Annotated in this window: 20 protein-coding genes and 1 pseudogene; 9 read left to right on the forward strand and 12 right to left on the reverse strand. The window is 71.9% G+C overall.

What is annotated here, in order from left to right:
• Positions 1 to 8 precede the first annotated feature (8 nt).
• Positions 9 to 455, reverse strand: coding sequence for an Lrp/AsnC family transcriptional regulator (locus tag ACIGXX_RS36235; protein ID WP_351169774.1), 447 nt, complete (start codon positions 453 to 455; stop codon positions 9 to 11).
• A 94-nt stretch (positions 456 to 549) separates the two neighbouring features.
• Between ACIGXX_RS36235 and ACIGXX_RS36240 the strand changes: the two genes are divergently transcribed.
• Complete coding sequence (locus tag ACIGXX_RS36240; RefSeq protein WP_399982237.1) at positions 550 to 1,077, forward strand: rhodanese-like domain-containing protein; 528 nt, start codon at positions 550 to 552, stop codon at positions 1,075 to 1,077.
• Between the two features lie 45 nt (positions 1,078 to 1,122).
• Here the strand turns inward: ACIGXX_RS36240 and ACIGXX_RS36245 are convergent, their stop codons facing one another.
• A complete protein-coding gene (locus ACIGXX_RS36245) occupies positions 1,123 to 2,841 on the reverse strand; it encodes a DUF885 domain-containing protein (protein WP_399982240.1) in 1,719 nt (572 codons plus the stop codon).
• Between the two features lie 35 nt (positions 2,842 to 2,876).
• Entirely contained in the window at positions 2,877 to 3,389 is a 513-nt protein-coding gene (locus ACIGXX_RS36250; protein ID WP_351169765.1) for an Lrp/AsnC family transcriptional regulator, read from the reverse strand.
• A gap of 60 nt (positions 3,390 to 3,449) precedes the next feature.
• On the opposite strand from ACIGXX_RS36250, the gene ACIGXX_RS36255 reads away from it, so the two are divergent.
• Entirely contained in the window at positions 3,450 to 4,742 is a 1,293-nt protein-coding gene (locus ACIGXX_RS36255) for a trans-sulfuration enzyme family protein (RefSeq protein ID WP_383825711.1), read from the forward strand.
• Here the strand turns inward: ACIGXX_RS36255 and ACIGXX_RS36260 are convergent.
• Together ACIGXX_RS36260 and ACIGXX_RS36265 are read right to left on the reverse strand one after the other, a co-directional pair.
• Complete coding sequence (locus ACIGXX_RS36260; protein ID WP_383825708.1) at positions 4,690 to 6,186, reverse strand: GNAT family N-acetyltransferase; 1,497 nt, start codon at positions 6,184 to 6,186, stop codon at positions 4,690 to 4,692. The genes ACIGXX_RS36255 and ACIGXX_RS36260 overlap by 53 nt on opposite strands.
• A gap of 141 nt (positions 6,187 to 6,327) precedes the next feature.
• Entirely contained in the window at positions 6,328 to 7,911 is a 1,584-nt protein-coding gene (locus tag ACIGXX_RS36265) for an alkaline phosphatase D family protein (protein ID WP_351169756.1), read from the reverse strand.
• Positions 7,912 to 8,200: 289 nt separating this feature from the next.
• On the opposite strand from ACIGXX_RS36265, the gene ACIGXX_RS36270 reads away from it, so the two are divergent.
• The gene (locus tag ACIGXX_RS36270; protein ID WP_361469189.1) at positions 8,201 to 8,611 is read left to right on the forward strand and encodes a VOC family protein; all 411 of its coding nucleotides are present in this window, start codon (positions 8,201 to 8,203) and stop codon (positions 8,609 to 8,611) included.
• On the opposite strand, the gene ACIGXX_RS36275 is transcribed toward ACIGXX_RS36270, so the two are convergent.
• Positions 8,612 to 10,042 (reverse strand): PLP-dependent aminotransferase family protein, encoded by a 1,431-nt coding sequence (locus ACIGXX_RS36275; RefSeq protein WP_351169750.1) that lies wholly within the window; start codon positions 10,040 to 10,042, stop codon positions 8,612 to 8,614. It lies immediately after the preceding gene.
• Between the two features lie 109 nt (positions 10,043 to 10,151).
• On the opposite strand from ACIGXX_RS36275, the pseudogene ACIGXX_RS36280 reads away from it, so the two are divergent.
• A pseudogene (locus ACIGXX_RS36280) lies at positions 10,152 to 10,958 on the forward strand (DMT family transporter); the annotation flags it as partial.
• Between the two features lie 72 nt (positions 10,959 to 11,030).
• Here the strand turns inward: ACIGXX_RS36280 and ACIGXX_RS36285 are convergent.
• Positions 11,031 to 11,876 (reverse strand): alpha/beta fold hydrolase, encoded by an 846-nt coding sequence (locus tag ACIGXX_RS36285; protein WP_351169747.1) that lies wholly within the window; start codon positions 11,874 to 11,876, stop codon positions 11,031 to 11,033.
• Between the two features lie 182 nt (positions 11,877 to 12,058).
• Here ACIGXX_RS36285 and sigJ point away from each other — a divergent pair, with 182 nt between their 5' ends.
• On the forward strand, positions 12,059 to 12,949 hold the full coding sequence (gene sigJ / locus ACIGXX_RS36290; RefSeq protein WP_351169744.1) for an RNA polymerase sigma factor SigJ: 891 nt from the start codon (positions 12,059 to 12,061) through the stop codon (positions 12,947 to 12,949).
• 244 nt (positions 12,950 to 13,193) lie between these two features.
• Complete coding sequence (locus tag ACIGXX_RS36295; protein WP_351169741.1) at positions 13,194 to 13,955, forward strand: GntR family transcriptional regulator; 762 nt, start codon at positions 13,194 to 13,196, stop codon at positions 13,953 to 13,955.
• 48 nt (positions 13,956 to 14,003) lie between these two features.
• Here ACIGXX_RS36295 and ACIGXX_RS36300 read toward each other — a convergent pair whose 3' ends face one another.
• From ACIGXX_RS36300 to ACIGXX_RS36310, 3 genes are all read right to left on the reverse strand, one after another.
• Positions 14,004 to 15,161: an ROK family transcriptional regulator gene (locus ACIGXX_RS36300; RefSeq protein ID WP_351169738.1), complete on the reverse strand. Its 1,158-nt coding sequence runs from the start codon at positions 15,159 to 15,161 to the stop codon at positions 14,004 to 14,006.
• 107 nt (positions 15,162 to 15,268) lie between these two features.
• The gene (locus ACIGXX_RS36305; RefSeq protein ID WP_361469178.1) at positions 15,269 to 15,844 is read right to left on the reverse strand and encodes a hypothetical protein; all 576 of its coding nucleotides are present in this window, start codon (positions 15,842 to 15,844) and stop codon (positions 15,269 to 15,271) included.
• Between the two features lie 16 nt (positions 15,845 to 15,860).
• Positions 15,861 to 17,378 (reverse strand): ROK family transcriptional regulator, encoded by a 1,518-nt coding sequence (locus ACIGXX_RS36310; protein WP_361469175.1) that lies wholly within the window; start codon positions 17,376 to 17,378, stop codon positions 15,861 to 15,863.
• Positions 17,379 to 17,579: 201 nt separating this feature from the next.
• Here ACIGXX_RS36310 and ACIGXX_RS36315 point away from each other — a divergent pair, with 201 nt between their 5' ends.
• Positions 17,580 to 19,124 carry a hypothetical protein gene (locus ACIGXX_RS36315; RefSeq protein ID WP_399982253.1) on the forward strand — a complete coding sequence of 515 codons (1,545 nt, stop codon included), beginning with the start codon at positions 17,580 to 17,582 and terminating at the stop codon, positions 19,122 to 19,124.
• Positions 19,125 to 19,131: 7 nt separating this feature from the next.
• Here the strand turns inward: ACIGXX_RS36315 and ACIGXX_RS36320 are convergent, their stop codons facing one another.
• Complete coding sequence (locus tag ACIGXX_RS36320) at positions 19,132 to 19,794, reverse strand: response regulator (RefSeq protein WP_399982256.1); 663 nt, start codon at positions 19,792 to 19,794, stop codon at positions 19,132 to 19,134.
• Positions 19,795 to 19,808: 14 nt separating this feature from the next.
• Complete coding sequence (locus tag ACIGXX_RS36325; RefSeq protein ID WP_399982259.1) at positions 19,809 to 21,026, reverse strand: sensor histidine kinase; 1,218 nt, start codon at positions 21,024 to 21,026, stop codon at positions 19,809 to 19,811.
• Positions 21,027 to 21,133: 107 nt separating this feature from the next.
• Between ACIGXX_RS36325 and ACIGXX_RS36330 the strand changes: the two genes are divergently transcribed.
• Positions 21,134 to 22,066, forward strand: coding sequence for an ABC transporter ATP-binding protein (locus tag ACIGXX_RS36330; protein WP_399982262.1), 933 nt, complete (start codon positions 21,134 to 21,136; stop codon positions 22,064 to 22,066).
• A 2-nt stretch (positions 22,067 to 22,068) separates the two neighbouring features.
• Complete coding sequence (locus ACIGXX_RS36335) at positions 22,069 to 22,806, forward strand: ABC transporter permease (protein WP_351169717.1); 738 nt, start codon at positions 22,069 to 22,071, stop codon at positions 22,804 to 22,806.
• Positions 22,807 to 22,822 lie beyond the last annotated feature (16 nt).

A 22,822-nucleotide genomic window follows, 5' to 3' on the forward strand; every position in this document is an offset into this window, starting at 1 on the left:
GAACCAGGTCAGCGGCCCAGCGGGCGCCTCGGCAGGGGCGAGGAGTAGACGATGCTCGTGGTCACCGACCCCAGCGCGCCGATCTTCCCCGCGACCTCCTCCAGGTGACCCATCGAGCGCGCGGCGACCTTGATGACGAAGCAGTCGTCACCGGTCACGTGGTGCGCCTCCAGGATCTCGGGGGTCACCTCGACCAGGTCGTGGAACGGCTTGTAATGGCCGTTCGGGTAGCGCAGGCGCACGAACGCCAGGATGGGCAGACCGAGACGCTCCGGATCGACCACGGCCGCGTACCCCTGGATCACGCCCGCCTCCTCCAGGCGGCGGACCCGTTCGGTGACGGCGCTCGCGGACATGGAGACGGCACGGGCCAGCTCGGCATAGCTGGCGCGGCCCTCACGCTGGAGGACGTCGAGGATGCGCCAGTCGGTGGCGTCCGTGGAATAACCGGTCATGCCTGAGAGGTAACAGGGGAATCCCCGGCGGATCAAGAGGTAGGCCGGGGATCGGATCTTCTGGGGCGGCGGCTTCGCCCGTAGATTTCTGGCCATGAGCACAGTGACGAACACCGAGCCGACGACCGCCCCGACCACGGCGGCCGCCGCCCCCGGCGCCCCGAACCCCGTCCTGCGGGTCGCCCCCGCAGCCCCGGCGGCCGCCGCCGCGTACTTCGGCGCGAGCCTCGCCTTCCACGCCGACGTGTCCGACGTCGCCTCCGCGCTCGCCGCCGACGGCGACCCCGGCTTCGTCGTGCTCGACTCCCGCTCGACCGAGTCCTGGGACCAGGGGCACATCCCCGGCGCGATCCACCTGCCCACCGCGCTCATCGCCGAGCAGGCCGGGCAACTCCTCGACCAGTCCGTCCCCGTCGTCACCTACTGCTGGGGTCCGGGCTGCAACGGCGCGACCCGCGCCGCCCTCGCCCTGGCCCAACTGGGCTTCCAGGTCAAGGAGATGCTGGGCGGCTTCGAGTACTGGGCCCGCGAGGGCTTCACGTTCGAGACCTGGGAAGGCAGCGAGCGCCGTACGCCCGACGCTCTGACGGCCCCGCTGGACGCGGACGACTGCGGCTGCTGAGGCCCATCAAAGGACCGACGCGAAGGGCCGACGTGAAGGGACGGCTCAAAGGGCCGACAACTCGTCCACCAGGTCGTCGAGGCCCAGCGACCCCTGCGACAACGCGGCCATGTGCCACGCCTTCGCGTCGAAGGCATCGCCAAGGCGCCGCCGCGCGTTCTCGCGCCCCAGCAGCCAGGCCCGCTCGCCCAGCTTGTAGCCGATGGCCTGGCCGGGGATGGAGAGGTAGCGGGTCATCTCGCTGGCCACGTACTCCGTGGGACGGCTGCAGTGCGCGTCGTAGAACTCCTGCGCGAGGTCGGGGGTCCAGCGTTCGCCCGGGTGGAAGGGCGCGTCCGCCGGGATCTCCAGCTCCAGGTGCATGCCGATGTCGACGATGACGCGCAGCGCCCGCATCATCTGGGCATCCAGATAGCCGAGCCTGCGCTCGGCGTCCGTGAGGAAGCCGAGCTCGTCCATGAGCCGCTCGGCGTACAGCGCCCAGCCCTCCGCGTTGGCGCTTACGATGCCGATCGTCGCCTGGTAGCGGGAGAGATCCTCCGCCACGTGCGCCCACTGCGCCAGCTGGAGATGGTGGCCGGGCACGCCCTCGTGGTACCAGGTGGAGACCAGGTCGTAGACGGGGAAGCGGGTCTCGCCCATCGTCGGCAGCCACGTCCGGCCGGGACGCGAGAAGTCCTCCGACGGGCCCGAGTAGTACGGGGCCGCCGCGCCGCCCGGCGGGGCGATGTGGGACTCGACCTTCCGCACCCGCTCGGCGAGTTCGAAGTGCGTGCCGTCCAGCGCCTCGATCGCGTCGTCCATCAGCTCCTGGAGCCAGACCCGCACCTCCTCCACCCCCTCGATGTGCGTGCCGTGCTCGTCGAGGTGCGCCAGTGCCACCCACGGAGTGGCCGCGCCGGGCAGGACCTTCTCGGCCTCGGTGCGCATCTCGCCGAGCAGCCGGTGGAATTCGGCCCAGCCGTACGCGTACGCCTCGTCGAGGTCCAGGTCGGTGCCGTTGAAGTAGCGCGACCAGCGGGCGTAGCGCTCGCGGCCCACCGTGTCGGGCGCGCCCTCGATCGCGGGCGCGTACACGTCCCGCATCCAGTCGCGCAGCGCCACGACCGACGCGGTGGCGGCCCGCGCCGCCTCGTCCAGTTCGGTGCGGAGCGCGTCCGGGCCGGCGGAGGCGAACTCCTCGAACCAGCCGCGGCCCTCGCTCCCGCCGGGACCCGCCCACTCGCCGAGCTGCTCGATGAAGGTGGCGGTGGGTCGGGGAGCCGCGAACAGCTTGCGCTCCAGGCCCAGTTCGAGCGAGGCGCGATAGCCCTCGTACGCGGCCGGTACGGCCCGCAACCGTTCGGCGATCGCCGTCCAGTCCTCGGCCGTCTCCATCGGCGTCACGGTGAAGATCTCGCGCACCGCGTGCGGAATCGTGTGCAGATTGCCGACCGCGCGCAGCCCCTCGCCGACCTCGTGCACCGCGAGTTCGGCGGTGAGCCGCTCCCGCAGCAACCGCCCGCACCGGCGCTCGGCCTCGGTTCCGGCGCCGGGCAGCCGCTCCGCCTCGTCGAGCCGGGCGAGCGTCCTGCGGGCGAGCTCCGCCACGGCGTCCTGGCCCGCGGGCGAGGTGTCCGGGAGCTTGCTGTGGCTGGCCTTGACGCCGAGATACGTGCCGTTGATGGGGTCGAGGGCGATGAGCTCGTCGACATAGGAGTCGGCGACCTGGCGGGGCAGCGGGCTCGTGTTCTCGCCCGCGTTCGAGATCTTCATGTCTGACATGCGGACATCCTCGTACGCGGAACATGCTCGCGTCATCACGATTGGCCGGAGCTCTGCCCTTGGTCATCGGCCCCGGGGCCCGGCGGCAGGAGCGGTCCGCACTCCCACTGCTGGAAGATCAACCGCGTCTCCACGCGGGCCACTTCGCGCCGTGCCGTGAACTCGTCGAGGACGAGCCGCTGCAGGTCCGCGGTGTCGGCCACCGCCACGTGCACCAGATAGTCGTCGGGCCCCGCGAGATGGAACACCGACCGCGACTCCGGCAGCGCCCTGATCCGGTCCACGAACGGCCCGACGAGCTCCCGCCGGTGCGGGCGCACCTGCACGGAGAGCAGCGCCTCAAGGCCGCGTCCGAGCTTCGCCGGATCGAGCCGCAGCTGATGCCCGAGAATCACACCGGAGCGGCGCAACCGGGAGATACGGTCCAGACAGGTCGACGGGGCGACGCCGACCTGGGCCGCGAGATCGCGGTAGGTGATCCGGGCATCGTTCTGCAGCAGCCGCAGTATGCGGAGATCCACCGGGTCCAGTACGACAGATTCAGCCACGCGCCGAACGTAGCACGGCCTTCAACTACCAGTCACCGGCCTTTGTTCAGGCTGTGGGGCATGGACACGAACACGGAACCTCGCACCGGATCCGGCCACCCGACCCCGACCCCGGCACCACCCGCCCCGCGCGCCCTCGCCACCGAGGCCGTGCACGCCGGACGCGACGACCTGGCCGGGCTCGGCCTGCACGCCGCGCCGATCGACCTGTCCACCACCTACCCGTCGTACGACACCCGCGGCGAGGCCGCGCGCATCGACGCCTTCGCCGCCGACGGCGCCCTGGACGACGGACCGCCCGTCTACGCCCGCCTCGCGAACCCGACGGTGGCCCGCTTCGAGACCGCCCTCGCGCGGCTGGAGGGGACACAGAGCGCGGTCGCCTTCGCGAGCGGCATGGCGGCGCTGACCGCGGTCCTTCTCGTGCGCGGAGCGGCGGGACTGCGCCACGTCGTGGCGGTCCGCCCGCTGTACGGCTGTAGCGACCACCTCCTGACGGCGGGGCTGCTGGGCTCCGAGGTGACCTGGGTCGATCCGGCCGGGATAGCCGACGCCATCCGCCCCGACACGGGCCTGGTGCTCGTCGAGTCGCCCGCCAATCCGACCCTGGCCGAGCTCGATCTGCGTGCGGTGGCCAAGTCCTGCGGCACGGTGCCGCTGCTGGCCGACAACACCTTCGCGACGCCCGTCCTCCAGCGGCCCGTCGAGAGCGGGGCGCGGCTCGTGCTGCACAGCGCCACCAAGTACCTGGGCGGGCACGGAGACGTCCTGGGCGGAGTGATCGCGTGCGACGAGGAGTTCGCGCGGCAGCTGCGGCAGGTCCGGTTCGCCACCGGCGGAGTGCTGCATCCGCTGGCCGGATACCTGCTGCTGCGCGGTCTCTCCACGCTGCCGGTGCGGGTGCGCGCCGCGTCCGCGAACGCGGCGGAGCTCGCGCGGCGCCTTGCCGCCGACCCGCGCGTGCGCCGCGTGCACTATCCGCGTCTGGGCGGCGCCATGGTCGCCTTCGAGGTCCGCGGCGATCCGCACGCGGTGACCGCCGGGGTGCGGTTGATCACCCCGGCGGTCAGCCTCGGCAGCGTCGACACGCTCATCCAGCATCCGGCGTCCATCAGCCACCGGGTCGTGGACGCGGCGGACCGGCGCTCGTCGGGCGTGAGCGACAGCCTGCTGCGTCTGTCGGCCGGGCTTGAGGACGTCGAGGACCTGTGGCAGGACCTCGACCGCGCCCTCGGGAGCCCTCGGCCGTCCGGCACCGGCACAGGTGCCGACGCCGGCGCGTCGGCCGATGTGCCCCGGGTCAGTGCTGCTCGGCCCGCCCCTGCGGCTGGTCGTACGGCAGTCGCGAGCTGACCGGCGTCGCTTCGAGGCGGGCGGTGATGACCAGCGTGCCTTCCTCGATCTGGTAGTCGAGGGGAAGGCCGAGGCCGCGCATCGCGGCGACCATGCCCGTGTTGGAGGCCTGCGTCACCGCGTACACGCTCTCGCAGCCGGCCTCGACCGCCAACGCCACCAGGCGGCCCAGGAGTTCGCTGCCGATGCCGCGGCGCTGCCAGTCGTCCTCGACGAGCAGCGCGATCTCGGTCTCGTCGCCGTCCCAGAGCAGATGGCCGATGCCGACGATGCGCCCGGACGCGGTCTGCACGGCCAGGGTGCGGCCGAACCGCGGGCTGAGCAGGTGGTTGAGGTAGCGGTCCGCGTCCCGTACGGGGCCGTGGTAGCGCATGCCGAGGGTGCGCTGCGAGCAGCGCTCGTGCATGGCCTTGGCCGCGTCGACATCGGTGGTGTCGGCCCGGCGGACGGTGATGGGGCTGCCCTCGGCGAGGGTCAGTACGTCCTGGCTGCGCGGCATGCGCGGGCCCAGCCGGGTGTCGAGCTCGACCAGGGCACGCGCGCGGGCGAACTCGGTGGGCGTGAACGGCAGGTACGGCCGCTCCACGGTGATCACTTCGCCGTCCGGGGCCTGTAGCCGCAGCACCGTGCCCTCGCCCTCCAGCGCGCCCTCGACGGGTGCGCCCTCGGCGGGCTTGGCCGCCCGCGGCCCGGCGGTGGACTGGGCCTTGGCGGGCAGGGAGCGGATGGTGCAGCGGCCCAGCAACTGGCGCAGGGCGAGCGGCAGTTCGGCGGCGTCGAGGGCGGTGCGGGTGGCCAGGCTCAGGATACGGGTGGGGGCGTCCACCAGGTCGTGGGCGTCCGCACGCTCGATCCAGGTGCCCGATCCGCCCGCGTGCGCGACGCCCCGGGTGATCTCGGCCGCGGGCAGGTCGGCGGGGGCGCGCAGCAGGAACTCGTCGACGGTGCCTTCGGCCAGCGGGTGCGCCTGGAGGCTCAGGATGTCGACCCTGCCGTGCGCCAGCGCGGTGCACAGGGCGGCGAGCGAGCCGGGCTCGTCCCGCACCGTGGTGCGCATCCGCCACAGCGTCGTCGCCCCTGCGGACGACTCCGTGGCGATGGCCCCGGCCTGTTCCATGGCCGTCATGGGGCCGCTCCGCGGCCCGCCCTGCTGGCTGGTCCGCTGCCCGGCGGCGTGCGGCCGGGCGCCGGTATCGTCCGCTGTCGGGGGTGCGTGGTTGTGGCGGCGTGCCCACCATGTGTGGAACCCGACCGTGGCGAGCAGCACCACGGCCGAGATCACGAGCAGGGCGGGGCCGTCCGGGCCGTGCCCGATCATGTTCGCCACCGCGTCCGCCACGGCCACGGCCGTGAACAGGGCGGCGAGTTCCACCAGATCCCGCCGCCAGTGGTGAACGGGACGGCCATGTTTGGTTCGCGTCACATCAGACATGTCTGTACTCATACGGCCACTGTGGAGGAAGGGTGTTGCGTGATCACGAACGTTTTGTGACTGATGGGTTAAGACGCCTTCTGTCCGTTTAGTTCAACTTTGCTCTTCCTTGGTATCCGGACATGACCTCTTGCTGTCCCTTCGGGGGTGAAATCACTGCTGTCCCACCTGGCCCGGCCGCAGTGCCTTGGAGAACAGCACCCCGCCGCCCTCCTGTCGCAGCCGCACGGTCAGCTCGCCGCTGGCCCCGTCGATGTCGACCTCGCCGAAGTACTGCGGGGTCTCGGCCGGTGAGGTGTTGGCGCGGTTCGGCGCCTTCACGAAGCGCTGCTCGGCGCCGAACGTCCCGTCGAGCTTGAGCGCCTGGAAGCCGCCCGCGGCCAGCGGCCCCGAGACGAACTCCCAGAACGGCGCGAAGTCCTTGAACGCCGCACGCGAGGGGTCGTAGTGCTGGGCCGAGGTGTAGTGCACGTCGGCGGTCAGCCACACCGTCCCGGTGACCTTGCGGTGCTTGATGTGCCGCAGCAGCTCGGCGATCTGCAGCTCGCGGCCCAGCGGCGCGCCCGGGTCGTTCTGCGCGACGGCCTCGAAGTTCGCCGCGCCGTCGGGCACGACGAGGCCCAGCGGCATGTCGGACGCGATGACCTTCCAGGTGGCGCGCGAGCGCGACAGCTCCCGCTTGAGCCACCGCAACTGCCGGGCGCCCAGGATGCCGGTGGTGTCGTCGGGCTGGCGGCCGGGCGAGTTGGCGTTGCGGTAGGAGCGCATGTCCAGGACGAACACGTCCAGGAGCGGCCCGTGCCGCAGCACGCGGTACACCCGGCCGTCCTCGTCGCCCGGCGGGAGCGTGGAGATCGGGTAGTACTCGCTGAACGCGCGCAGGGAGCGCCCGGCCAGGACGTCCACGTTCTTCTCCGTGTAACGGGGGTCGGTCAGGATCTGCCCCGGATACCAGTTGTTGCGCACCTCGTGGTCGTCCCACTGGACGATGGAGGGCACCTGCGCGTTGAAGCGCCGCAGGTTCTCGTCGAGCAGGTTGTAGCGGAAGGCGCCGCGGAACTCCGCCAGCGACTCGGCGACCTTCGACTTCTCCTCCGTGGTCACGTTCCGCCACACCCTGCCGTCGGGCAGGGTGACGCTGGGCAGGATGGGCCCGTCGGCGTAGATGTTGTCGCCGCTGCACAGGAAGAAGTCCGGGTCCCTCTGGCGCATCTCGTCGAAGATGCGCCAGCCGCCGCGGTCCGGGTTGATGCCCCACCCCTGGCCCGCGATGTCGCCCGACCACAGGAAGCGCACGCCTTCCTTGCGCCCCTTCGGCGTCGTACGGAACGTGCCGGTGACCGGCTCGCCGGTACGTCTGGGGTCGTCGGGGTCGGCCAGGATCACGCGGTAGTGGATCTGCTCGCCCGCGGGCAGTCCGCGCAGCCGTGTCGTCCCGGTGAAGTCGGTGTCCGGGCCGAGTACCGGGCCCTTCCAGCGGGTGGGGTTGCGGAACGACTCCGTGGCGGACGTCTCCACGATCATGCGCGCCGGTCGGTCCGAACGCACCCACACCAGGCCCGCGTGCGCCGTCACGTCACCGGCCTGCACACCCCACTCGGCCCGCGGACGCCCGGACCGGGCGAACGCCGGAGCGGCCCCGGCGAGAGACGGCACGGCCAGTGCCGCAGGCACGGCGAGCGAACCGCGCAGCACACTGCGGCGGCGAGGGGACGGGCTCGGCTCAGGGTGTGACATGAATGCGCCTCCAGTGACAGGTCCGACCAGTGTGCAGGGCCACAACTAGTGGTGCGCGGCGGCGCACACACAAACCCCAAGTGAACAACTGCCCATGGGTACAAGGGAACCGGTGTGCGAACGGTATGTCGCCCGTGCCGTCTCCTACATCTCCGGTCGCAGGTCCCCAGTCGCGGCACACCCGCCGTGCGCCCGAGGCCGGACGGCCGATGTCCGAAGATCGTTCGCTGGCTACGCTCGGGAGACAGGGGTGCGCGGCCGAGCGCGCCGCGTCCGAAGGGGGAGTCCCATGCCGGTCAACGGTCAGAGCCACATCCGCATCGCCCGTCCGTCCCGCGATCTCGCCGCGGCGGAGCGCTTCTGGGTGACGGGCCTCGGCCTGGACGTCGTATGGCGGTCGGAGGGCGGCGGCGCGCCCGGCGAGCACGACCTGCTCATGGTCGGATGGCCGGACGCCTCCTGGCATCTCGAACTCGTGCACGAGGCGGACAAGCCGGTCCGACCGCGGCCCACGGAGGAGGACCTGCTCGTCGTCTACCTCGACGAGCCCGTCCCCGACGAGCTGGTGGCACGCCTCGAAGCGCACGGCGGCACCCGCGTCCAGTCGCCCAACCCGTACTGGAACGAGTGGGGCGTCACCGTCGAGGACCCGGACGGCTACCGCCTGGTGCTCTGCACGCGCGCGTGGTCCAACTCCTGATCAGGCGCTCCGGGCGGCCTCGGCGACCAGCCGTACTCCCTCGGTGATCCTGGCGGGCGTCAGATGGGCGTAGCCGAGGACGAGGCGCACCCCGGAGCCCACCGCCGAGCCGTCGTCGCTGCCGTAGGCGCTCAGCGGCCGGACGGTGACCCCGGCCGCCGCCGTACGCCGCAGGAAGTCCTCCTGCGGCCCGCAGTGCTCGGGCAGCCGGGCGATGACGTGCAGTCCGGCGGCGATCCCGGTGACCTCCGTGCCGGGCAGGTGCTCGTCGAGCGCCGCGACCAGCGTGTCCCTGCGCTCCCGGTAGGCACGCTGGCAGCGGCGCAACTGGCGGTCGTAGTCCCCGCGTTCGACGAACCGCGCGAGCAGCGCCTGGTCGAGCGCCGGATTGCCCAGGTCCATCATGCGCTTGCGGGCGACGACCTCGTCGGTCATCGACTCCGGCACCAGCAGCCACCCCAGGCGAAGCCCCGGAGCGAGCGACTTGCTGACCGAGCCCGTGTACGCGACGTGCCCCGGGTCGAGCCCTTGCAGCGCGCCCACCGGGGCGCGGTCGTAGCGGAAGTCCCCGTCGTAGTCGTCCTCGATGATCAGACCGTCCACGGACCGCGCCCAGTCCAGGAGTTCGGTGCGCCGCCGTGCCGAGTAGCCGATGCCCAGGGGGAACTGATGGGCGGGCGTGGTGAGGACCGCACGCAGCCCCCGCTCCCTCAGTACGCCGGTGACCATGCCCTCGTCGTCGAGCGGGACCGGCACCGTGCCGACGTCCGCCGATGCGAACAGCTCGCCGTGCTGCGGGCTTCCGGGGTCCTCGACGCCGACCGTGCGCACCCCGCGCGCGTGCAGCACGAAGCCGACCAGGGCGGTGGCCTGCGCCACTCCGGAGCAGACGACGATCCCCTCGGGGTCGGCGACCACGCCCCTGCGGCGTACGAGCAGTTCGGCGAGGGCCGTACGCAGCCGGGGCAGGCCCCGCGGGTCGGGGTAGCCGAGTGCGTGATGGGGCAGTTCGGCCAGGACGCCGCGGTGCGCGGCCGCCCACGCGGCGCGCGGGAACAGGGACAGATCGGGGGTGCCCGCGATGAAGTCCACGCGCGCGTGGACGGGACGCGGCGCCAGATCGCGTGCGCCGCGTGCGGCGGTCCGGGCCGCCCCGCCCACCCAGGTCCCCGCGCCGCGGTCGCTGCGCAGGTAGCCCTCGGCCGTCAGCTGCTCGTACGCCTCGGTGACGAGCCCCCGCGAGACGCCCAGATCGGCGGCGAGTTCACGGCTGGACGGCAGCCGCGTCCCCGGCGCGAGCCGCCCGGCCCTGACCGCGTCGCGCAGCGCCGACTGGAGACTGCGGCCACGGCTGCGGGCGGGGGCGGACGCGGCGGGGAGCAGCAGCTCCCAGGCGGCGGTGCCCGGTGCCCGCCCCGATCCTGACGTCATCGGGTGCGCCTCCTGAGCGTGACGGTGGACGGGCGAGGCGAAGTGGTCCCCGAAAAGGCCCCGGAAGTGGACCTTAAACCGGTCCGCGTCCGTTCCTAGCGTCAGGGACATGAACACGAACCCCACCCGCGGAGCCGGCGGAGCCCATGGATCCCTGCTCGCGGCACTCGCCTGCCTCCTCGTCGGCGGCTCCTTCACCGCCAACAGCCTCCTCGGCGACTACCCGTACGCGGGCGGCCAGTTCCTGCGCTACGGCCTGGCCTGCCTGCTGCTCCTGCCGCTGCTCGGGCGGGGCGCGACGGCGCCGCTGCGGCGTCTGACGGGGCGCCAGTGGGGGCGGCTCGCGGTGCTCGCCGCCGTCGGCATGGTCGGCTTCAACCTGGCGATCCTGGCCGCCGAACGCACGGCGGAACCTGCCGTACCGGGTGTCCTCGTAGGCTGCGCCCCGGTCGTGGTGGCGGTCATCGTGCCGCTCCTTGAGGGGCGGCAGCCGCAACGGACGGTCATGTACGGGGCGTTGATCGTGGCCGCCGGTGCCTTCACGGTGCAGGGGTGGGGCCGTACGGACCTGGTCGGCATCCTCTTCTCCGTGGGCGCGCTCGCGGGCGAGGTCGGGTTCGCCGTCCTGGCCGTGCCCGTGCTGCGGCCGCTCGGCCCGAAGCTGCTCTCCGCCACGGTGTGCGGGATCGCCGCCGCCGAGTCCGCCGTCATCGGGGTCCTGGCCGACGGCGGGAACTGGCTGCGGGTGCCCGACGCCACCGAGGCGGCGGCCCTGCTGTGGCAGGCGGCGATCGTCACCGTCATCGGGTTCGTCTGCTGGTACTCGGGCATCCAGCGCATCGGCGCCGAGCGCGCCACCCTCTTCTCCGGGCTCATTCCCGTCGCGGCGGCCTTCACCGCCCCCTTGGTCGGCACCGGCACCTACGGCGTTCCGCAGGCCGTGGGCAGCGCGCTCGTCGGCGCCGGGGTGGCCCTGGGCTCCGGGGCGCTAGGCGGCCGGTTCGCGGCGGCACGTGTCCAGGACCACGCGCGCGACCAGCGCCGGATCGTCGTTCATCGGGACGTGCCCGCACCCGGGAAGCCGCACCAGGCGGGCCCCGGGGACGGCGTGCTTGGCGCGCACCCCCTGGCGGCGCAGCAGGATGCGGTCACGTGCGCCCCACGCGACGGTGACCGCGATGCCGGGCACGTCGTCGGCGAAGAGCACGTCGCGCCCGGCGGCCAGGGTCTGCTCGAACCCCGTGGCGTCGCGCAGCGCGAGCGTCTCGGCGACGACGGCCTCGGGTGAACGGCGGCCGGGACGGGCGTAGATGGTGCTGGTGAGCGCCGCGCGCCCGGCCGCGGTCCGCGAGAGCCGCTGGATCAGCGGCAACGGAAGGAGCCGCGCCCCGTGCCGCATCGCGAGCAGGGTGTTGAACGCGTACCGCCGCTCCCCGGGCGTCCAGAAGCCGGCCGGGGACAGTGCGGTGACCGAGCGCACGAGCTTCTCGCGGCCGAGCTCCAGGGCGAGCAGACCGCCCAGCGAGTTGCCCGCCACGTGCGGACGCTCGATCCCCAGCGCCTCGCACAGCGCGCCGAGCACGGACACCACCGTCGCTATGTCGTAGGGAAGCTCGTCGGGAAGCGCGGGGGACTCGCCGAATCCGGGCAGGTCCACGGCGATCACGTCGTACTCGGCGGCCAGAATGTCGAACACCGGGCCCCATGCCTGGCGGTGGTGGCCGATCCCGTGCAGCAGGAGCAGCGGCTCGCCCTCGCCCGCGCGTTCGTAGGCGACGGACAGGGTCCGCGGGCCGCCGGACGTCTCGACGCTGAAGGACACCTCTGCGGCCATTGCTGCTCCAGTCCCCGCCGCGTGGCGACGTTCCTCAGACACCTTAGACACCTTGTCAGCAACAATTACCGCTCAGTAGCCTCCAGTTCAAGGGGGAGGGGGCAACGGCCGCCGGTCCGGTGTGGGGCGCGCCGCACTCATTTCGCCTGGACACCGGGGAATCCGTCGGCTGGGATGGAGAGGTGGCAACCGACACCGCGACCGACGTCTTCGAAGAGCACCGGCCCGTCCTGATGGGCGTGGCCTACCGCATGCTCGGCCGGGTGGCCGACGCGGAGGACATCGTGCAGGAGGCCTGGCTGCGCTGGTCCTCGGCCGACCAGGCGCAAGTGCGCGAACCGCGCGCCTACTTGGTGCGCGTCACCACGCGGCTCGCCATCGACCGGCTGCGCCACGTGCAGTCGCGGCGCGAGTCCTACGTGGGCCCCTGGCTGCCCGAACCGCTGGTCACCGACTACGGGCCGACCGTCCCGGACACCGCCGAGCAGGCCGTGCTCGCCGACTCCGTGTCCATCGCCGTCCTGGTCGTCCTGGAGTCCCTCTCGCCCCTGGAGCGCGCGGTGTTCGTGCTGCGGGAGGCCTTCGGGTTCCCGTTCTCGGAGATCGCCCTCACGCTGGACCGCGGCGAGCCGGCGGTACGGCAGCTCGCGGCGCGCGCCCGCAAGCACGTCGACGAGGGAAGGCCGCGCTACGCGGTGGATCCGGACGAACGCCGGAACCTGACCGAGCGGTTCCTCGCCGCGGCGACCAGTGGCGACCTGGACGGCCTGATGTCCCTGCTGGCTCCGGACGTACGTCTGGTCGGCGACAGCGGCGGCAAGACCAGGGGGCCGCTGCGCGTCATCGAGAGTGCCGACAAGGTGGGCCGTTTCCTGGACGGTGCGGTCCGGCGGGGCGTGCCGGAGGGGGCGGAGGTGGAAGCCCGGTTCCTGGAGATCAACGGCGCGGCCTCCCTGCTGCTCCTGGTCGACGGCAAGCCGGACTCCATCGTCCAACTGGACGTCGTCGACGGGCAGATCGCGAACTTCTACATCATCCGCAACCCGGACAAGCTGGTCGGGTTCGCCTCGTAGACGCCAATTGGCAGACCCCCGTCCACTCAGGGCGGGGGTTTTGTCTTGTTCGCTACGTGTACGTGACCCGACGCCAACATCGCGTGAATGCTCTGTGGCATCGTCCCTGTGCGGGCTGTAACGGATCGAGGATTGGTCTTGACCAAGGGTGGGTGCCGCTCTATCGTCGCAGAGATAGTGCAGGAACCTTTAATAAACAAGGGCGCTAAAAAGCCGCCGGTACACGGCGATTGCGGAGGACAGGGTGGGGACCACGCAGCTGGAAACGGCACCGGAGCCGAAGTACTGGCACCTCAAGACCGTGCTCAGCGAGGCACTCGACTCCGAGTTCACCGTCGGCGAGATCCTGCCCAACGAACGTGATCTCGCGGCCCGCTTCGGCGTGGCCCGCGCCACGCTCCGTCAGGCACTCGAACAGCTGGAGCTGGAAGGCAGGCTGCAGCGCCGCCGCGGTGTCGGCACGACCGTCGCCCCGCCGCGGATGGGTGTGGCCGTCGGATCCGCACAAGGCACCTGGCCGGGCGAGGTCGGCGACGCCTGGCAGCCCGCCGACTGCGCACCGGCGGTCCCGCCCGCCGAGGTGGCCCGCATGCTGGAGGTCCACCCCGACGAACAGGTGCACGTCGTGCGGCGTACGCGCGTCTCGCACGGCCAGCCCGTGGCCGCCGAGCTGCTGTACGTGTCGACGGCGTCCGTCCCGGAGCTCTCCGCCATAGACGCCCCGTCCGGACCCTCACGCGCGCGTGGCGTGCTGCGCGAGCTGCACCGTCTGGGCCTTGAAGGACAGGACCGCGCCGTCGAACTCGGCTCGGCCCGCGCGGACGACGCCAAGGCGCTCGACCGGCTGCCGGGAGCCCCGGTCCTCGTCGTGACGACCCGCTTCCTCGCCGAGGGACGCACCGCCGCGGTCTCCGTGGCGACCTACCGCGCCGACACCTGCCGCCTCACGTTCGGCGACGCGGGCGGCGTGGAGATCCACCACGGCCCGGAGCGCCAGGCTTCCTGACCCCGCTCTTCTCGTGCACGGCGATCTTCTTGTGCACGGCGCGTCGCCTCAGCGGCGCGCCGTGACCGTTCCCTCCACCGCGAACAGCTGCTCCTCGACATGGTCGAGGGCCAACCGCAGCGCGCCCGTCGCGACGGCGGCCTCGCCGAGCACCGACAGGGCCACCCGCGGCGGCCGCAGGCAGTAGCGGGCCAACTCCCGGCGCAGCGGCTCCAGTACGCCGTCCAGACCGGCCGCCCAGCCACCCACGACGACCAGTTCGGGGTCCAGGGCGAGCACCAGCGCCGCCACGTCGTGCACCAGGCGCTGGATGAACCGCTCCACGGCCTGCCGCGCCCGCTCGTCGCCCTCGCGCGCGTGGGCGAACACCTCCGCCACCGCCTGCTCGTCGAGCGGGTGCAGCGGCTCGTCCGTGGTCGAAAGAAGCGTCTCGGGGGTCACGTCACGGCCCAGCAGGTGCAGGGCGCCGATCTCCCCGGCGGCGCCGCCGTACCCGCGGTGCAGCCGCCCGCCGATCAGCGCGCCGGCTCCCGGGCTGAGCCCCGCGAGGACGAACACCATGTCGTCCACCTCGGTCGCCGCACCCTTCCAGTGCTCGGCCACGGCCGCCGTGTTCGCGTCGTTCTCCACCAGGACCGGGCACTTGAAGGACCGGCGCAGGCGCTCGCCCAGCGGGAGTCCCGTCCACTCGGGCAGCGCGGTGCCCAGGCGGACCGTGCCGTCCGCCTCCACGATGCCGGGGCTGCCGACGCCCACCGCGCGCAGGGAGCTGCGGGCGATCTGGCCGCGGCGCAGCAGATCGGCGACCGCCGTGCGCAGCCGCTCGATGCGTTCGTCCGCCGGGGCCGTCTCGTCCACGTCCCTGGCCACCGTGCCCATCACCCGGCCGTCCAGGTCCGAGAGGACGGCGGCCACCCGGTGCGGGCCGATCTCCAGGCCCAGCAGGTGCCCCGCCTCGGCCCGGAAGCGGAACCTCCGGGCGGGCCGTCCCTGGCGTCGGGCCGCGCCTTCCTCGGCGGCGGTCTCCACCACGAGCCCGGCCTCGATGAGCCCCTCGACCACGCCTTCGACGGTCGGCCTCGAAAGCCCGGTCACCCGGGTGATCTCGGTCAGTGTCGCGAAGTCCGCCGCACGCAGCGCGTGCAGCACCACCGCGGAGTTGATCCGCCGCAGCAGAGAGGGATCCCCGCCGGTCAGCCGCCCCAACGTCCGTCCTCCCAGCTCGTGCGCATGTTGGGCGGATCGTACTCGCCGGGGCCCACCGCTGCGAGTGCCGGGCCCACCTGTGACACAGAGTGCCGGTCAGCGGTGACTCACCGCGGTGCGTCTCCCGCGCCGCGCCGCGGGCCCTCCCGGGGCGCCATGGTGTCCGCTCCTTGCTCCGCGGGGGCCAGGAGAGTTGCGAACACGGCACGCAGTTTGCCCGCGGTCTCCCGGGAGAACATGCCGACGAGCGCGCCCAGCGCGGTCACGCCGTACGGATTGATGTCGCTGGACGACGCCATGGTGGTGGTGAGGCCGCCGCGCAGCACGAAGTACACGACGAGGGCCAGACTCGCCCCGGCGAACGGCTCGACGACATACATCAGCACCCAGCTGCGCCGCAGCCCTCGGTTGCCCACGTACCAGTAGAGCGAACGCAGCGTGTGGATCACCGCGCCCAGGCCCCCGGCAGCGGCAACGACGATGAACAGCCTTGTCTCGCGGAGCAGATCGGGGGACCAGAACAGCACGCGCACCTGTGCCGCCTTCTCCACCCGCTGGGCCGCTCCGGGAGTGGGCGGGGGCGGCCATGTCTGGACGAGCGTGACACCGAGCGTCGACGCCATGAGGATCAGCAGGCCGGCCAGCAGGACGATGTCCCGCGTCCCGGCGTACTGCGTTCCCACGGTCGACGGGGTGGGGTCATCGGCCATCGCGGCTCAGGCGCCGCATGGCGACCGCCGTGGCGGCCAGGGCGCCGACCTCGTCGTGGTAGGGCTTGGCCGTCAGGGTGACGTCGTCGCCGGCCGTGGAGAAGGCCTGCTTGCGGACCGTCTTGTGCACGGCGGTCATGAACGACCGCGCCGATTCGAATTCGCCGTCCGAGACGAGTCCGGCGGGTCCGTAGAGCACGATCCGGTCGGGGTTCGTCAGGTTGATCAGAGCCGAGAGGCCGATGCCTAGCGCCTCGCCGGTCCTGCCGAGGACTTCCTCGACGTACTTGCGGCATTCGTCGTTCGACAGCAGGGCCAGGGCCGCGTCCAGGCCTTCGGCGGTCCGGCCGGTCAGGGCGCGTATCTCGTCGGCGATGGCATCGGTGCCCGCGACGCTCTCCAGGCAGCCGCGGTTGCCGCAGCTGCACAGCGGGCCGTCGGAGCGCACCACCACGTGGCCGATCTCACCGGCGGAGCCCGCCGCGCCGTGGTGTACGCGGCCGTTGAGCATCAGGCCCGCACCGATGCCGTGGTCGAGGATCACCGCGGCATCGGTGCGTCCGGTCCCGGGTCCGGTGAGCGTCTCCTCCAGCTGGGCCAGGGCGTTGGCATCGTTCTCGAGCACGGTCGGCAGCCCGGTCGCCCTGCGCAGTGGCTCGGCCAGGGAGAAACCCGTCCAGCCCGCACCGGTGGCGTAGTTCGGGGCGTAGACGACGGTTCCGCGGGCCGCGTCGACATGGCCGCCGATCTCCACTCCGAGTCCGACCCGGCCGGCATCGGCCGGGGCCCGCGTCGCCGGGGCCTCGGCGAGCAGGTCGTGGACGAACGCGGCGAGCACCGTGACCGCCGCGTCGGCGTTCCAGACGGGCTCCAGGTCGCGCTGGGCGCGTGCGATGGCCGTGCCCCGGGCGTCGGTCACGACACCCGACAGCCGTCCGGGCCGAACCTTCACTCCCGCGAAATACTCGAAGTCCCCCAGCTGCGGCCGGGGCAGCGGCGCCGGATCGGGCTCGCTTCGACGAAGGCCGGACTCCTCGAGGTAGTGCTGGCCGCGCGGCGTGATGTCCCAGGCGTTCTGCCGCCACGCGCGGCGCTTCCAGGCGACGTCGGCATCGACCATCTTGCGGCCGATCCGGCTGATCTCGGTGATGTCCACGTCGAGTCGAGCGGCGAGCTGGGCGTTGCTCTGGCCAGGCTGCCGGGCCACCTCGACGAGGAACCGCGCCGCGTGACTGGTCGGGTCGAGGGAGAGTTGCAGCGCGGACGGCAGGCGGCGAAGCGCCCAGTACGTCACGTCGATGAGGCCCAGCAGGCGGCCGCGCAACTCCGCCGCCGCGTCGCCCTGGCCGTCGCGCAGTCGACGTTGGCGTCCGTACTGGCGGCGGAGTCCTTCATGGGCCGCCTCAAGCGCCTCCTCATCGCCCGCGAGCGAGGCGTCGGTGACCATCATGCCCAGCGAACTGAACAGCCCGTCGGATATCTCTTCCGAGGACTTCATTTCGTCCATCAAGCTCTGGATCTCGGTTGCCCGATCGTATCGCTGGCGCCTTCCGTCACTCATGTCACTCTCCTGTTCCGGCTCCCCCAATTGACGGACCTTTCCAGCGTGGAGCCATGTCAAGTGAGTGTCAAGTGAGGCCGCCATGATTCTTTTCCGCCCTTTTCAAGATCCGTACTTGCGGCCACTCCGGCTTTCTTCTGTTTCTCGGTGAATATGCCGCCTCCTTGCGTTAATATCTGGTTACGCGAAACGGCCTCGGGGGGGACCATGAACGGAAGTGTGTCGGCGAGCGGTGGCACCCATTCGATCAAAGGTGTTCTCTTACCCAAGGATCCGGCGGACCTCTTCGTCGTTCTCTACGACCTTCTCCCGGAGCGCCCCTTCCTCGGTCTCACGGCGAACCAGTGGCACGGTGACCTGTTCGTGCATCAACTGGCCGACGAAATCTGCGAGGAGGCAACGGCGAATGGCACGGTCGACACCGCCCGGGTCGAAAAAATATTCGGGCAGCACGGCGAGAAGGGCATCTTCGCCGCACTGACCGGCCTCGACCAGGTGCTCGGTGCCGTCAATCCGTTCAGTGGCGCACGCTGCCCGTCCGCCTTGAACAAGATCGCCCGCCGATACAACGAGAAGAATCAGCTCAATGATCCGGAAGGCCCGACGACCGGTTTGCTGCTGCCCCGCTGCACGCGGCCCGGGAAATTGCTCGCGCAGCCCACGGGCAGGCCCGACTTCTTCAACGTGCATCGGGTCACCGCGGACGACTGCAGGAACGTACGCCACATCGGATTCAAACAGCGAAACGGTGCGCATTTCTCCGGGAAGAAAGCGATTCCTATAGGGTCTGCACCATTACTGGAGAGCTACGACGATCTGAAGTTCGATTTCCACCAGGTGGACGGAACAACCTTTTACAAGGTGTCGACGCGGGACGAACGGCTGCGCGACCGCATCGATCACGTGGTCAAGAATCTGGACGAATCAGGTGCGGAGATCGGAGTGATGCCGGAGAGCACCCTGTCGAACGCGCTCTACGACCATTGGAAGACGCATGTCGGCACAGAACCCGAAGGCAGCCGGCTGCGGTGGGTGCTCCTGGGGACCGGTCCGCTGGGCGAGGACGACCCGCCGCCGAACCGTGCCGTCCTGGTGGACCGCTCCACCGGGGAGACGATCCTGACCCACGACAAGGTGCACGGATTCACCATGGGCAAAGGCCAGGCGGACAGGTGGCAGCTGCCGCGCCGCCCGGAGCACGAGAGGGCCGCGGAGTACCTGGAGCGCGGAGAGGGCGTCACCGTCGTGGAAACCGCCATCGGCCGGGTCGCGGTCCTGATATGTGAGGACATCAAGCAGTCGACCGACTGGGAGGCGCCGCTGCGGGCCTTCGGGGTCTCCCACCTCTTCGTGCCGCTGCTCTCCTCACCGATCAGCAGGGCGATCCGCCGTTGGGACCGGCTGGCCGCGGAGCGCTGCGTCGAGGTGATCGGCGCCTGGGTGGTCCTCGCCAACAGCCTCGCCGTGGGCGACCGCATGAACCTGCCGCCGGAGAACCGCTTCAACACGCTCGTGGTCGGACCGAGGCTGCCGCGCTCGCTGGACAACGGCGACCACGTCGCCCAGTTCGCCCGGTCGGAGAACGGCACGGAACTGGCCCGCGTCGTGGAAGAGGGCCAGGAAGGCGGGGAGATGCGGCGCGACCCCGAGGGCGGCCCGCTCCCGACGATCGTCCGAGGCGGTACCGCCTAGAGGACGCTCACCCCGGTGCGACGAAACCGGACTCGTACGCGGCGATGACCGCCTGCGTCCGGTCGCGCGCCCCCAGTTTCGCCAGCACGGAACTCACGTGCGACTTGACTGTCTCGGCGCCCACGACCAGCTCGGCGGCGATCTCCGCGTTCGACAGGCCGCGCGCCATCAGGCGCAGCACGTCCGCCTCGCGCTCGGTGAGCGCGGCCCGGTCCAGGGCCGCCCTGGCCTGCGCGTTGCCGGGCCGCTGCCCGTACGCGCACGCCAGTTGCCGCACCGCCGCGGGGAACAGCAGCGACTCGCCCTCCGCGACGAGGCGGACGGCGTTGACGATCTCCGCGGGACGGGCGCGCTTGAGCAGGAAACCGTCGGCACCCGCGCGCAGCGCCTCGTACACGTACTCGTCGTTCTCGAAGGTCGTCACCACGAGGATCTTCGGCGGGTCCTGCACCGTGCGCAGGACCGCGCGCGTGGCCTCGATGCCGTCGAGCAGCGGCATGCGGACGTCCATGGCGACCACGTCGGGCCGCAGTTGGCGCACCAGCGGAATGACAGCGGCGCCGTCGGCCGCCTGGCCGACCACCTCGATGTCGGGCTGCGCCTCCAGGACGGCGCGCAGCCCCGCGCGTACGAGGGGTTCGTCGTCGACGAGCAGGACAGTGACCGGCATCCGGCCAGCCTAGGTCACGCCAGGGGAAGCTCGACGTGCACCTGCCAGTCGCCCTCGCCGGGGCCCGTGGTGGCCCGGCCGCCGAGCAGCGTGGCCCGTTCGCGGATGCCGCGAAGACCGCTGCCGCCACGGCCGGTCGGCGGTGTCCCCTGGGGCAGCGGGTTGCGCACCTCCATGCCCAGGACCCCGTCGCCGACCGCGATCCGCACCCGTACCGGAACCGGTCCGCAGTGGCGCAGCACGTTGGTCAGCGACTCCTGGAGGATGCGGTAGCCCTCGCGTGACACCGGGCCCGGGACGCTCTCCAGGGGGCCCGTCACCTCGGTGTCGACCTTCGCCCCCGACGCGCGCGCGGAGTCCAGGAGCCGGTCGGCGTCGGCGAGCGTGGGCCCTCGGCTCGCGGGCCGCTCGTCCTCACGCAGCACCCGCAGCACCCGCTCCAGGTCTTCGAGCGCGGCCCTGCCGGTCTCCTCGATCGCGCCCAGCGCGCGGTCGGTGAACTCCGGGTCGGCGGCGGCCCGCGCGGCGCCCGCCTGCACGACGGCGACGGTCAGCGCGTGCCCGATGGAGTCGTGCAGTTCGCGCGCGATGCGGGTGCGTTCCAGGAGCTGCTCGGTGCGCTCCTCCAGGGCCGCGAGGCGCTCCTTGGGCGAGGGGCCGAGCAACTGCCGGGCGGCCGAGGTCATCAGGCGGCCCCCGACCACCATGACCCCTAGGAGCACCGCGAGCGGGATGGGCACGAACAGTGCGTTGAGGGGGTTCTGGTCCGGCAGCGGGACGAACAGACCGGACGCGTCGCCGGGTTCGGCGGTCGACCCCAGCAGGGCCAGCGTCATCCCCAGGAGCTGCACCGTGACGAAGGCCGCCGCGCAACCGGCCTCCAGACGCAGCACGGCCCACAGCGCGGTCCTCTTCCGGTCGCGCCACGAAGCGGAGGGAGCCACGGAGATACCGGAATCCTCGCCGTCGCCCCGCACGCGCGCGTGCTGCCCCGGGAACAGCATCAAACGGGCCTGGAGCCCCTCCGCCCGACGCAGCGACGGCAGCAGCAGAGCGGCCGCCACCACCAGCGGGATCGGCTGGAGCGCGATCAGGATCCAGTCGCCGGCCGATGGACTGCTCAGGCCCGGCGTGACGAACGCGGCCGTCAAGGGGATGACCGAGCCGATGAGCACGTGCAGCCAGCGCGTGTAGGTCACCGCCTGCGTGAGCGGCTTGAGGAAGCGGGGCATCACGCCATCGTGCCAGCGGGCCGGGCCGCACGGCTCCCCCGCGCGGGGGAGAGGAACTCCCCGGGCGGGGGAAGACCCACCGCACGGGAGACCGCGAGTCTTGGCCCATGACCAGCATCGACGTCCAAGACCTCACCAAGGAGTACGGCACCACCCGCGCGGTGGACGGACTGACCTTCACCGTCCGCCCGGGGAAGGTCACCGGGTTCCTCGGCCCCAACGGCGCCGGCAAGTCCACCACCATGCGCCTCGTCCTCGGCCTCGACCGGCCCACTTCGGGCACCGCCACGGTGGGCGGCCGCCCCTATGCGGCCGTCGACGAGCCCCTGCGTCACGTGGGAGCCCTCCTCGACGCCCAGGCCGCGCACGGATCGCGTACCGCACGCAACCACCTCCTCGCCCTCGCCGTCAGCAATCGCATCCCCGTGCGCCGCGTGGACGAGGTCCTCGAAGAAGCCGGGCTCGCCTCCGTGGCGGGGCGCAGGATCAAGACGTTCTCGCTCGGCATGCGCCAGCGCCTGGGCATCGCGGCGGCGCTGCTCGGCGACCCGCCCGTCGTCATGCTGGACGAGCCGTCCAACGGCCTCGACCCCGAAGGCATCATCTGGATCCGCGAGTTGCTGCGGCGCCTCGCCCGCGAGGGCCGCACCGTCCTGGTGTCCAGCCACCTCATGAACGAGACCGCCACGTTCGCCGACCACCTGGTGGTCCTGGGCCGGGGCAGGCTGCTCGCGGACACCTCCATGGCGGACTTCATCGCCGCGCACAGCAGCCCCCGGGTGCGGCTGCGCACCCCTTCGGCCGACCGGCTGCGGGGCCTCCTGACGGACAAGGGGTACGTGATGGCCGCGGGGGACGACGGCCGCTGGACGGTGGACGGCGCGCGGGCCGAGGAGATCGGGTCCATCGCCGCCGGTCACGGCATCCCCCTCCTCGAACTCTCCGACGAGCAGGCCTCCTTGGAGCAGGCCTACCTCGCGCTCACGGCCGACGACACCGAGTTCGCCGCCGCCACCCCGATGTCCCGCCAGGAGGCCTGACCATGTCGACGACCGCCGTGCTCCACTCGGAGTGGATCAAGATCAAGTCGGTGCGCGCCAGCCTCGGTTCGCTGATCGCCGTCTTCGCCGCCACCCTCGCCATTACCGTGCTCGCGTTCGCCGCGGTCGGCACGGCCGAGGCCGACAACGCCGACTACGAACCACTCTTCGGCGCCTTCTACGCACTCAACTTCGGCCAGATCGCCGCCATCAGCTTCGGTACGACGGCGATGTCCTGCGAGTACCTGAACGGCGCGCTGCGGATCTCGCTCTCCGCGGTGCCGCGCAGAGGGCTCTTCTACGGGTCCAAGGTCGCGGTGGTCGGCGCGCTCGCCCTGGGCGTGGGGCTCGTCACCAGCTTCGCGGGCTTCCTGGCCGGGCAGGCCTTCCTGGGGGAGTACGCCATCGGCCTCGGCCATGACGGCGCCGTCCGCGCGTGCGTCGGCGGGGGCATCTACCTCGCGCTCATGGCGCTGCTCGCCGCGGGCCTGACCATGCTGCTGCGCAGCGGGGTCGCCGTCCTGAGCATCCTCATCCCGTTCACGCTCATCGTCTCCTTCGTGGTCGGGGACGTCGCGAGCGGCGTCGCGGGCTTCCTGCCGGACCGGGCGGGGCAGCAGGTGCTGCACGAGAACCCGACGGGAACTCTCGGCCCCTGGACGGGACTTGCCGTCACGGCCGCGTGGGCGGCGGCCGCGCTGCTCGCGGGCTGGTGGGCGGTGCGGCGGCGCGACGCGTGAGGCTTCGCGGGAGTGT

The organism is Streptomyces sp. NPDC055243 (assembly GCF_044544025.1).
Lineage (GTDB): Bacteria > Actinomycetota > Actinomycetes > Streptomycetales > Streptomycetaceae > Streptomyces.

Excerpts from the sequence above, each read along its gene's own strand:
- ACIGXX_RS36240 (WP_399982237.1), top strand. The coding sequence starts at position 550 with ATGAGCACAGTGACGAACACCGAGCCGACGACCGCCCCGACCACGGCG.
- ACIGXX_RS36265 (WP_351169756.1), bottom strand. The coding sequence starts at position 7,911 with ATGTCACACCCTGAGCCGAGCCCGTCCCCTCGCCGCCGCAGTGTGCTG.
- ACIGXX_RS36255 (WP_383825711.1), top strand. The coding sequence starts at position 3,450 with ATGGACACGAACACGGAACCTCGCACCGGATCCGGCCACCCGACCCCG.
- ACIGXX_RS36245 (WP_399982240.1), bottom strand. The coding sequence starts at position 2,841 with ATGTCAGACATGAAGATCTCGAACGCGGGCGAGAACACGAGCCCGCTG.
- ACIGXX_RS36320 (WP_399982256.1), bottom strand. The coding sequence starts at position 19,794 with ATGCCGGTCACTGTCCTGCTCGTCGACGACGAACCCCTCGTACGCGCG.
- ACIGXX_RS36310 (WP_361469175.1), bottom strand. The coding sequence starts at position 17,378 with ATGGACGAAATGAAGTCCTCGGAAGAGATATCCGACGGGCTGTTCAGT.
- ACIGXX_RS36285 (WP_351169747.1), bottom strand. The coding sequence starts at position 11,876 with ATGGCCGCAGAGGTGTCCTTCAGCGTCGAGACGTCCGGCGGCCCGCGG.
- ACIGXX_RS36270 (WP_361469189.1), top strand. The coding sequence starts at position 8,201 with ATGCCGGTCAACGGTCAGAGCCACATCCGCATCGCCCGTCCGTCCCGC.
- ACIGXX_RS36235 (WP_351169774.1), bottom strand. The coding sequence starts at position 455 with ATGACCGGTTATTCCACGGACGCCACCGACTGGCGCATCCTCGACGTC.
- ACIGXX_RS36325 (WP_399982259.1), bottom strand. The coding sequence starts at position 21,026 with ATGCCCCGCTTCCTCAAGCCGCTCACGCAGGCGGTGACCTACACGCGC.
- ACIGXX_RS36260 (WP_383825708.1), bottom strand. The coding sequence starts at position 6,186 with ATGAGTACAGACATGTCTGATGTGACGCGAACCAAACATGGCCGTCCC.
- ACIGXX_RS36335 (WP_351169717.1), top strand. The coding sequence starts at position 22,069 with ATGTCGACGACCGCCGTGCTCCACTCGGAGTGGATCAAGATCAAGTCG.
- ACIGXX_RS36330 (WP_399982262.1), top strand. The coding sequence starts at position 21,134 with ATGACCAGCATCGACGTCCAAGACCTCACCAAGGAGTACGGCACCACC.
- ACIGXX_RS36275 (WP_351169750.1), bottom strand. The coding sequence starts at position 10,042 with ATGACGTCAGGATCGGGGCGGGCACCGGGCACCGCCGCCTGGGAGCTG.